Source organism: bacterium (assembly GCA_024226335.1).
Classification (GTDB): domain Bacteria; phylum Myxococcota_A; class UBA9160; order SZUA-336; family SZUA-336; genus JAAELY01.
Genome location: JAAELY010000436.1, coordinates 1 through 2,337 on the forward strand (window position 1 = coordinate 1; position 2,337 = coordinate 2,337).

Annotated in this window: 5 protein-coding genes; all 5 read right to left on the bottom strand. The window is 61.2% G+C overall.

Features of this window, described 5'->3' with window-relative positions:
- Window positions 1-671: 671 nt before the first annotated feature.
- The 5 genes from GY725_20955 to GY725_20975 all read right to left on the bottom strand — a co-directional run bounded on the left by GY725_20955 (window position 672) and on the right by GY725_20975 (window position 2,316).
- The gene (locus GY725_20955; protein ID MCP4006656.1) at window positions 672-809 is read right to left on the bottom strand and encodes a hypothetical protein; all 138 of its coding nucleotides are present in this window, start codon (window positions 807-809) and stop codon (window positions 672-674) included.
- Complete coding sequence (locus GY725_20960) at window positions 809-1,099, bottom strand: hypothetical protein (protein MCP4006657.1); 291 nt, start codon at window positions 1,097-1,099, stop codon at window positions 809-811. Before GY725_20960 ends, GY725_20955 begins: the two co-directional genes overlap by 1 nt.
- A gap of 12 nt (window positions 1,100-1,111) precedes the next feature.
- Window positions 1,112-1,570 carry an HNH endonuclease gene (locus GY725_20965; protein MCP4006658.1) on the bottom strand — a complete coding sequence of 153 codons (459 nt, stop codon included), beginning with the start codon at window positions 1,568-1,570 and terminating at the stop codon, window positions 1,112-1,114.
- Window positions 1,570-2,040 carry a hypothetical protein gene (locus GY725_20970; protein MCP4006659.1) on the bottom strand — a complete coding sequence of 157 codons (471 nt, stop codon included), beginning with the start codon at window positions 2,038-2,040 and terminating at the stop codon, window positions 1,570-1,572. The genes GY725_20965 and GY725_20970 overlap by 1 nt, the downstream gene beginning before the upstream one ends.
- Window positions 2,041-2,124: 84 nt before the next feature.
- A complete protein-coding gene (locus tag GY725_20975) occupies window positions 2,125-2,316 on the bottom strand; it encodes a hypothetical protein (protein MCP4006660.1) in 192 nt (63 codons plus the stop codon).
- Window positions 2,317-2,337 lie beyond the last annotated feature (21 nt).

Below are 2,337 nucleotides of genomic sequence, written 5' to 3' on the forward strand. Positions count from 1 at the left end.
AGCGTAGGAACAACAGGCACCCCGCCTACCGTTACGACACCTTCCGGCCACGGTGAACTCCGCTTGTACTGAAACGCCTCGATCACCACTGGTTTCTTTCGGTATCTACCCATCGCCGTTCTCCTCGTTCCACCGGCAGCCATCGCACCAGTCGTCACTCGGCAGCATATAGTCGGCGGTCCTACACTCGATGTTGATACGTCCTTCAGACATATCGGCGCGTGGACGCTGGCACCGCACCAGCCCCCCATCCTTCACGCGCTGGAGGGCGGTCCGTGCAGTAGTGCAATCGTCACAGCACGTTAACGGGTGTAACGGTTTGTCGCGCAGAGCGACACGTTCGCCTTCGTTCTCCAACCGCCCCTCAAGCTCGCGGATCTTGGCGTCACGCTGTCGGGCGATGCCCTCCCAAAAATTTCGGTCTGCTTCCAGCGTTGTCAAGAATCTAAGCGCTTGGTGTCTCCGGTTGTCACCCATCATTCCTCCAGCCGCCGCGCCATCCCGAGTCCAACGGGAACATCGACCTCATTACAAGCATCGACTACGCACTAGCGCGGCGGCATCCTAGCGGACGGTCGGTGGCGTCATGGCAGCCAATGACAGGGTGAGTACGTTTATGGGAACCATCCCCCTGCCATTGGTGGACCTGCTCGACCACCGACCGCCCATCTTCAACTACCGAACACCGAAGGCAACCGCCGTTTCGCTTCCTCGCACTTCGCCTTGTACCGGCGGTAGTCGATGACGAACCACATCACCGCGCCGCCGAGAAAGACTCCGCAGGCGAACATCGCAGCGTCTTCGAGCATCACGAGCACCCCAACGGCCGCGGCCCAATGCAGTCCGGAGCAGGGCACGCACCGCGCAACGGCAAACACTGCACCGCGTAGCAGAATCCCTCCGCGTCCCGCTCCGCGTCAGCGTGCTGCTGCGGGGAAGGCGCGTTCGCACCCTCCTGCGCCGCCATCTCGTAGAAGTTCGCCACGTAACAGTTCACGCAGCCCTCCACCGTCGTCTGCGGCGTGCAGTCCTGCGGGGATGCTGAAACCGTAAGCGAGACCACCGCGGCCAGGGCCAGTACCTTCAATGTTCGGGTCATGGATTCCTCCTGTTAGATGTGAGTCCAGATCTCTCGGCGCTTGATCTCGCCGACTGTCACTTGATGAACACCGTAGTCGGCGGCAATCTCGCGTTGGACCCTGGGGTCAGCGCGGATTTCAAGCACCTGCTTCTCTGTCAACTTCGACGTGGGGACGTCCTCGCCGCGCCGTTCAGGTGCGCGAGCCCTGCCTTTCTCCTTCATGTCTGCGATGTTGTCCTGCTGCGTGCCGAGGAACAGATGCTCGGGGTTCACACAACCAGGGTTGTCGCAGTGATGGAGAACGCACGGTTCCGTGATCTCGCCGAAGAAGATTTCCCACGCGACGCGGTGAGCTAGGAGTGAACCACCGGCAAAACCGATGATGCCGTAACCACAGGCGTTCTTTGCGGCGGTCCACTCCCAGCACCCAGTTGAGTAGTCAGCGCGGAACTTCTCCATGAAGCGTTCCTTGACCGGGCGCTTCCGCATCAGTTAGACTCCAGCCAAGGGAAGCCCGTCGCGTCGCGCTGGTGAACGCGCACGCACACGAGGCGACGGCGGTTCTGTGGGTCGCTGTCGTCAACTATCCAACGGCAGAGGCCGAATGGATCGGGCCCGTCGCCGAAGCCGAGCGTACCCGGCCGCGGTTCGGGAACGAGCCCGCAGACTTCGCGAGTGCCGGCCTTGATCCTGTTGCCTCGGTGACGGTTACGGCAGGTCAGCAGGCATTCGCCGATGATCCGCCCGCCGCGATCGAACGAGGTGTACTGCGGCGTTGCTCCGGGGTCCGCGCCTCCTTCGTCGTCGCACGCGCGGAGTACGTCTTGATCGTTGCGGCACGCTTCTTCGTCGCAGGCGTTAGTCTCGATGATCTTGACGAACTCGATGTCGCCGAGTTGCATTGGTTCCGCCATCGCCGTTGACGACGTCATCAAGGTCAGGGCCAGTAAACAGGCCAAGGCGACGCCGCGGGCGTGTCCAAATCTTCGGGGACTTCTCGTCGTCATCACATACCTCCTTGAGCGGCCCGAACGTCAGGTCCGCTAGTTCGTCTTCGTATCGTTGGTGGAGCATCGCTTGCCTCGTATGGTCGTGAACGTGTCGCCGTTCGGAGCCTCATAGGTCGTGATGTCGAGATCCCTCTTGATGATCTCCCAGCCCTTGTTGGCTCGCTCTATCGCGTTTTTGTCTACTGTGAAAGTCTCGCCGATTACCCAGTCGTCTTTGTAGACCATCACTCCTCCGAATCGGCGGGG

Excerpts from the sequence above, each read along its gene's own strand:
- GY725_20975 (MCP4006660.1), bottom strand. The coding sequence starts at position 2,316 with ATGGTCTACAAAGACGACTGGGTAATCGGCGAGACTTTCACAGTAGAC.
- GY725_20965 (MCP4006658.1), bottom strand. The coding sequence starts at position 1,570 with ATGCGGAAGCGCCCGGTCAAGGAACGCTTCATGGAGAAGTTCCGCGCT.
- GY725_20955 (MCP4006656.1), bottom strand. The coding sequence starts at position 809 with ATGCTCGAAGACGCTGCGATGTTCGCCTGCGGAGTCTTTCTCGGCGGC.
- GY725_20960 (MCP4006657.1), bottom strand. The coding sequence starts at position 1,099 with ATGACCCGAACATTGAAGGTACTGGCCCTGGCCGCGGTGGTCTCGCTT.